The sequence below is a fragment of the Nonomuraea fuscirosea genome (genome assembly GCF_003001935.1).
GTDB lineage: Bacteria > Actinomycetota > Actinomycetes > Streptosporangiales > Streptosporangiaceae > Nonomuraea > Nonomuraea fuscirosea.
Genome location: NZ_PVNG01000046.1, coordinates 22308 through 29388, shown reverse-complemented (window position 1 = coordinate 29388; position 7081 = coordinate 22308). Strand labels below are relative to the sequence as shown.

The window sequence follows — 7081 nt, the reverse complement described above, 5'->3', positions numbered from 1 at the left end:
CGTGACCGCGCAGATCACCGTGGGCGGTCCGGCGTCCACGCTGACGACCACCATCCCCGGGCAGCGCGGCGTGTGGACCTTCGCCGGGACGGCGGGGCAGCGGGTGTCGTTCGACTTCACCGGCTCGACGTTCACCCTCTCCTCGGACGTCACCGTCAAGGTGCGGAAGCCGGACGGCACCGACCTGACCGACGGCGCCAACTGCGGCGGCGGCTGCCTGCTGGAGCCGGTCACCCTGCCGGCGACCGGCACGTACCAGGTGGACCTGCGGCCCAAGGCCGCCAAGACGGGCGCGCTGACGCTGCGGGCGTACCTGGTGAACGACGTCGCCGCCACGATCGCGGTGGACGGCGGCACCTCGACGCTGACCACCACGACCCCGGGCCAGAACGGCACCTGGACCTTCACCGGGACCGAGGGCCGCTACGTCAACCTCGCGTTCATGAACGGGACGTTCACCGGCGCCTCCGACGCCGCGGTCTCGGTACGCGGCCCGGACGGCGCCGTCCTGCGGGAGGACACCTCCTGCGGCAAGCTGTGCGTGCTGGACCCGATCACGCTGCCCGCGTCCGGCGCGTACACGATCTTGTTCGACCCGCGCAAGTCCCTCGCCGGCTCGCTGACCGCGCAGCTCACCGAGGGCGACGTCACCGGGACGACCTCGGTCGGCGGCCCGGCGTCCACGCTGACCACCGTCGGCGCCGGGCAGAAGGCCGTCTGGACGTTCACGGGTACGGCGGGCCGGCGGGTGTCGTACAACTTCACCGGCTCGACGCTCACCGGCACCTACGACGCCTACATCGCGGTGCGCGGTCCGGACGGCACCGTCCTGATCGACGACACCCCGTGCGGGAAGAACTGCCTGCTGGATCCGGCCGTGCTGCCGGTGAGCGGCGCCTACACGGTCGAGTTCAGGCCGCAGAACGCCAAGACGGGCTCGATCACCCTGCAGTTGTACGAGGTCACCCACCTGAGCGCGAACGTCACGCTCGGCGGCCCAGGCGCCACGCTGACCACCACCACTCCCGGCCAGAACGGCACCTGGTCGTTCACCGGGACGGCCGGGCAGCTCGTGTCCTTCAACCTCACCGACGCGAACTTCAGCAGCTCGTTGGACGCCAAGGTGTCGGTGAAGAAGCCGGACGGCACCACCCTGGTGCCGGCCGCCTCCTGCGGCAAGGACTGCTTCCTGGAGCCGGTGGCACTGCCCGTCACCGGCGCCTACACGGTGGAGTTCGACCCGCAGGACGACAAGACCGGCAAGCTGACCCTGGCGGCGTACGCGGTCACGCACCTGCTCGGCGCGGTCACCGTCGGCGGCGCCGCCTCGACGCTCACCACGACGGTCCCCGGCCAGAACGGCGCCTGGTCGCTCGCCGGGACGGCCGGGCAGCTCGTGTCCTTCAACCTCACCGACGCGAACTTCACCGGCACCACCGGTGCGCGGGTGTCGGTGAAGAAGCCGGACGGCAGCACGCTGGTCTCGGCCACCTACTGCGGCAAGAACTGCTTCCTGGAGCCGGTGGCACTGCCCGCGACCGGCACCTACACGGTGGAGTTCGACCCGCAGGACGAGAGGGTGGGCAAGCTGACCCTCAGGGTCCACGCGGTCCGCGACCTCGCCCCGGCCCCCGTCACCATCGGCGGCCCGGCGGTCACGCTGACCACCACGACCCCGGGCCAGAACGGAGGCTGGACCTTCACCGGCACCGCCGGGCAGCAGGTGACCGTCACCTTCACCGGCACCACCTTCACCGCCGCCGCCGATGTCCGGGTCGGCCTGCTGAAGCCGGACGGCACGGCACTGGGCAACTCGCCCTCCTGCGGCCGCAACTGCACCATCGCGGCGACGACGCTGCCGGTCACGGGCACGTACACGATCGTCTTCAACCCGCAGGGCGACAAGGTCGGCTCACTGACCGCGAAGGCGGCGGCGCCGTGACGACCTGAACCACTCAAGGGGTCCCATCGTCGCGGGCTCCTGGCCGCTGAGCTGCTTGGACGACACCTCAGCTGCCGGGAGCCCGGGTCAGCTCGGCCGCGGGTGCTACCTCCCCCCGCAGGACCGAGCGACGGTGACGTTCTCGAACGAGCTCTCCGTGGATGCGTAGAGCCCGACGCCGCCGCTGCGTACAACGGTGTCGCGGCCCTTCAGGATCTCGGCGCCGTTCAAGGTCACGGTGATGCGGTCGCCGTGGATCGCCGCGCCCAGTCGCACGGGACCGGTCAACGGGTTGCTGAGGGTTGCCTTGGCCACGGTGACGGGGCCCGACGCGTGAGCCTCGCGGATGATGCTCGCGTACCGGTCTCCGTCGCTCGTCTTGCCGACGTGGATCCGGTACCCGTACGCGTCCGTGGTGTCTCGCAGCGAGATTCCCGCGTTGCCGGCGGCGGATCCGTCGATCGTGAGCGTGGTCTCCACGGCATAGTCGCACGCCTCGGAGAAGCGCTCCGGCAGTGTCGAGTCGGCCAGGACGTGCGCCCGGCCACCGGCGGGCGTGAGGCGCAGTTTGCCCGAGGCGACGGACACGGCCCCGGTCAGTCCTCGCCAGTTGGCCTGGTCGAGCCCTTCCCTGATCACGATGTTGTCGAAGGTCGCGGCCCGCCGATGCGTGTAGGCGGCGGCGCCGCCCGTCGGCAGTTGTCCGTCGTCCGCGGAGATCGACGTGTCTCCGACCTTGGCGGTCAGATGCTTCCCGATCGCGGACACGACCAGCTTGTGCGGGACGTTCGCGCCGGTCGGCAGTTCGGTCTCCGCGAGAACCGCGGTGTTCGAGTCGTAGATCTTCACGAGTTTCAGCGTCGCTCCCGTGCTGGAGTTGAGCACTTCGGCCCGGTAGTAGTTGCGGGAATTGTGGTAGCGGAACGCGAGACCGGTACGGGACGTCGTCTGGCCGCGTAGCCCGGGAACGATGTCCGCGGCCATGACCACGTCATCGGGTACGTCCTGCAGCGCCGCGAACGACACCATGTCCGCGGTCGAGCTCTGTGCCAGTTGTCCGCCGGTCACCGCCCAGGTCCCCTGGACCGGCGTCCAGCCGCCGAGGGATCCGTTGAAGTCATGGACGGTGCGGTCCAGGCCGGCGTCGTCGAACTCCTCGTCGAGCACGGGTGCCGGGGCGAAGTGTTCCTGGAGTGACACGGTGATCAGGTTGCCCGTGCGGGTGAACGCGGTCGGGGTGCCGTTCACGGTCACCGCGGTCGCGTTCGGCGCGTGGACGGAGAGCGTGCCGGTGAACGGGTCCCCCATCGAGATCCGGGCGGTCGTGCCGCTCAGTTCCACACTGACGTCGGACACCGGTGCGGACGCGCTGATGAGCGTGTTGTTCGCGTCGGTCAGCGACGACCCTCTGGTCAGCGCGTACCTGGTGAGCCCGCCGCCCGAAGCACGCTCGAGGTACGCGGTCTCGGCATTGGTCGTGGCGGCTCCGAACGCCCTCGACGAGGGATTCGCCTCGCGCGAAAGGTAGAAGCGTCCGGTCGCGCCCGGCTGGACGATCTCCATCGCCGTCGCCACGGAGTGACTCACCCCGGGCATGGCGATGCGCTTCGCGCTCACCGAGGGCGCCGCGCCGGCCGGGCCGGGAACCACGACCGTGTCCAGTCCCGTCGGCCCGGTGGCGGACCAGTCGTACGACAGGTAGTCGACGTCGGTGAGGACCTGCTCGCCGACGCGTACGGCGCCGTTCTTGCTGATCCTGGGGGTCACCGCGGCGCCGGTCGTCGCCACCGGGATGAGCCGCACGCCGGCGCCGGGTGCGGCTCCCGGCACGGTGTCGAACCCGACCGTGGCGACCTTCGTCGTCGGATTGACGGTCACCGGATCACCGGGGAAGTGCCAGAGCTGCCGGTAGTCGTGTGCGGCGGTGTCACCGGTGAGGGCGTCGGAGACCACCCAGAAGCCGGGCTTGACGAAGTAGACCGCGCGATCGTGCGCGACCGGCCGGTAGCCCATCGCCGCACCGCGGTAGACGTCGAGGCCCGCGTTCGAGCGCCACAGCGACGTCGTACGGGGAACGCTTTTGGCCTGCGGCTCTCCGTCGACCTCGACGGTGTTGTGCGCCTCGGTCTCACGGCGCATCCAGTTGTTCGTGTCGGTCGCGCTGTAGTCCCCCACCCCGGAGTCCACGATCAGCGGCCGCCCGTACGCCGCAATCACCAGGCTGAGGTCGTCCGGATGCCGATGCGAGGCGGTGTAACTGGAAAGCTGGTTGTTGATCAGCATGTACCGGGCATCGGCGTCCCACCCGGAACGCTGCACCGCGAAGCTGATCGGAAACACCGTGGACGGCAGCGTCGGGGTGGTCCCCTGCGTCCGGCCGGAGGCGACCCAGGTGAAATCGGGCCAGGAGTTGCGTACCCCGCTCCTGCGGATGGCCGACGTCCCCGCGTAATTGTTCGGCGTGTCGCCGATCGCCGCGGGTTCGAGATTCGGCTGACGGGTCGCGAACAGCGAGTCCGCGATCCAGTCCGCCCCCTGGGCGAGAGCGTCAGGAACGGTCCGCCCGTTGGCCTCCGCGACCGCTATGACGGAGTTGAGCATGTCCGCCACGTATGCCTGATAGTTGAACGCCGGCTCGCGGTACACGCCGTCGCCCTTCAGCCAGGTGCGCAGGAACCGCTCAGCCGAGCGCACCGCGAACCACTCCCAGCCGGACGATGCCGAGAACTCGGGCAGGAACACGGTTGCCGCGTGCACGGAGCGGGCCATCGACATGTACCAGTTGTTGCCGACATGGATCTGCAGCACGCCGACGAGGTAGTCCGTCGTGGCGTGCACGCCGGACAGGTACGCCACGAGATCGCCCGGGTCGATGCCGGGATCGTTCCTGAACACGGAGAACCCGCTGACCAGCTGGGCGAGCCGCTTGGCCGCCGACAGGTTGCGGCCCTGCGGCCAGCTCTGGTTGTCGGCGAAGAAGTCCAGCGAGATGTCCATCCACGCCTTCGCGTACGCCGCGCGCTTCGCCGGATCGCTCTCGGACACGTAGGCGTACGTCAGTTTGGGCATGAACGTGAAGTCGCTCATCAACGTCTGCGCGCCGCCCGGGGCGGTCTGCGTCCCACCCCAGAGGTCCTGCCAGTCGACGTCGATCCGCTGCTCGGCGCTGTCGTAGAAGGTACGGGTCTGGGCGCCGAACCGGAAGATCCCCGCCGCGAGCTCGTCGGGGCCCGAGTCGCCACCGCCCAGGCCCTCGGCCGGAGCCGGGTAGTGGACGTCGGCGCGGCCCGCGTAATAGACCTTGAGCTCGCTCGCGGCGCCCGCTTCGTCACCGGCGGCCAGCTCGGCCGCCACCGCACTGAGCCCGGGGCGCGTCAGGTCGAGCAGCCTGCCGAGATCCGACATGTCGGCGAAGGCGGCACTGCCTGATGACAGAGGCGACAGGAACGCCGCCACCAGAGCCAGCACGACCGCCGCACGTAACCTGCTCCGTCTCGCTGAGTTCACGACTGCTCCTCGTACTCGGCCTTGATCTTGTCGCCCACCCGATCCATGAACTTCTGGATGGCCGGCTGCCACGCCGAGACGGGCTTGTTCCCCAGCTGGATCTCCAGCAGCACCGCGTCCAGTTCCTGCTGCTCGCTGGCGGCCTTGCTGGCGGCGGTCTCCGAGTACCGCCCGAGGGTCGGGTCCGCGACGGCGAGCGGGACGCCGGCCACCTGGTGGTCGTGCTGGTCCTGTACGGCCTGGCGGTTGCCCGGCTCGTAGATGACGGGCGAGGCCTCGGCGAGGTACCGCACCGGCAGGAACACCTGGCTGCGCCCGGCCTCGGTGAGGGCCGGGTCGGAGCCGTCGCGGGTGAACGTCTGGCCTTCGACGCCGTACCGGAGGGCCAGGTACTCGCTGCTGCCGAAGGGTGCGCACAACCAGTCGAGCACCTTGAGGATCTGCTTGATCCGCTCGGCGTTGTCCGTCTTGGCCACGGCGGTGAAGCTGGACAGGGTGGGGCCGGGCGTGCGTACCCGCGTCCCCTTGCCGTCGCGGGTGGGCGAGAGCATGCCGGTCAGGCGGAAGCCGGGCACGTCCTTCGCCTGACCGTAGAACTTGCCCCACCCGGCGTACCCGCCGATCGTGAACGAGGTCGTGCCGGCCAGCATCCACGCGTTGCGCTTCGTGTTGGGCGCGCCCGCGTGGTCGGGATGCACCACCCCCGACTTCACCAGCTCGACGGTGTCCGCGAGGGCCTGCGTGAACTGCGGTGTCGTCCCGGAGTGGGTGAAGACGCCGCCTTCGGCCTGCCAGACGCCGGCGCCGCCGGGCCAGTTGCCGGTGATCCCGTTCATCTCGAGGATCGTGGTGAACGGGATCTGCCCGAACGCCCACCGGCCGGCCCGCTCGTCGGTCAGCGCGGCCGCCATCTCCTTGAACTCGGCCCACGACTCGGGCTGAAGGCTGAGTCCCGCCTTGTCCAGCAGGTCGGCCCGGGTGTAGAGCACGGTGCCGATCCGGGCCCGCGGCACGGGGACGCCCCAGATCCGCTGGTCGTAGACGGTGCTGCGCCAGGCGTCGGTGGGCAGGGCGGCGAGGTTCGGATAGGCGAGGACCGCGTCCCCTGACAGGTACTCGGTGAGGTCGGTGAACGCCGCCTTCAGCATGGCCGGCATCTGCTGGACGACGCCCTGGATCGCCACCATGTCGGGCAGATCGCCGCCGGCGATGGTCGTGGCGACCTTGCTCTTGTAGTCGGTCGAGGCGACGTACGTGAGCTTCAGTTCGGTGCCGAGCTTGCTGTTGAGGTTCTGCCAGTAGGGGTTCGAGCCGAGCGCGGGGGCGATCGGGTCGTAGGTGTACGTCAGCGCCGTGACGGCCTCGCCCCGCACCGGTTGCGACGCGGCGCTGGAGGAGGCCGGGTAGGTGAAGTATCCCGGCGACACCCCGGCCGGCTCGGCGGCCAGGTCGGGCGTGGCCGCGGTGACGGGCTTGTAGGTGGGCAGCTTGACCGGCCCGGTCGAGCTGTTCGAGCTGTTCGGCGAACTCGGGCTGCCGTCGCCGCAGGCCCCGAGCAGCGGGGCCAGCCCCGTTGCCGCACCGAGTGCCAGGACGCGGCGGCGGCTGAAGGTGGGTGCCATGACGTTCCCT

At 70.1% G+C, this 7081-nt stretch carries 3 protein-coding genes; 1 reads left to right on the top strand and 2 read right to left on the bottom strand.

Going from position 1 to position 7081, the window contains the following annotated elements; genetic code table 11:
• Window positions 1-1942: hypothetical protein (locus B0I32_RS58570; protein WP_181308856.1), on the top strand; the 1942-nt coding region annotated here is incomplete at its 5' end.
• Between the two features lie 105 nt (window positions 1943-2047).
• Here B0I32_RS58570 and B0I32_RS54065 read toward each other — a convergent pair.
• Together B0I32_RS54065 and B0I32_RS54060 are read right to left on the bottom strand one after the other, a co-directional pair.
• Window positions 2048-5449 carry an alginate lyase family protein gene (locus B0I32_RS54065; protein ID WP_146178711.1) on the bottom strand — a complete coding sequence of 1134 codons (3402 nt, stop codon included), beginning with the start codon at window positions 5447-5449 and terminating at the stop codon, window positions 2048-2050.
• Window positions 5446-7071 carry an extracellular solute-binding protein gene (locus B0I32_RS54060; protein WP_181308854.1) on the bottom strand — a complete coding sequence of 542 codons (1626 nt, stop codon included), beginning with the start codon at window positions 7069-7071 and terminating at the stop codon, window positions 5446-5448. The genes B0I32_RS54065 and B0I32_RS54060 overlap by 4 nt, the downstream gene beginning before the upstream one ends.
• Window positions 7072-7081: the final 10 nt, after the last annotated feature.

What these genes read in the sequence shown, in the direction of transcription:
- B0I32_RS54060 (WP_181308854.1), bottom strand. Translation starts at nt 7,071, where the DNA reads ATGGCACCCACCTTCAGCCGCCGCCGCGTCCTGGCACTCGGTGCGGCA.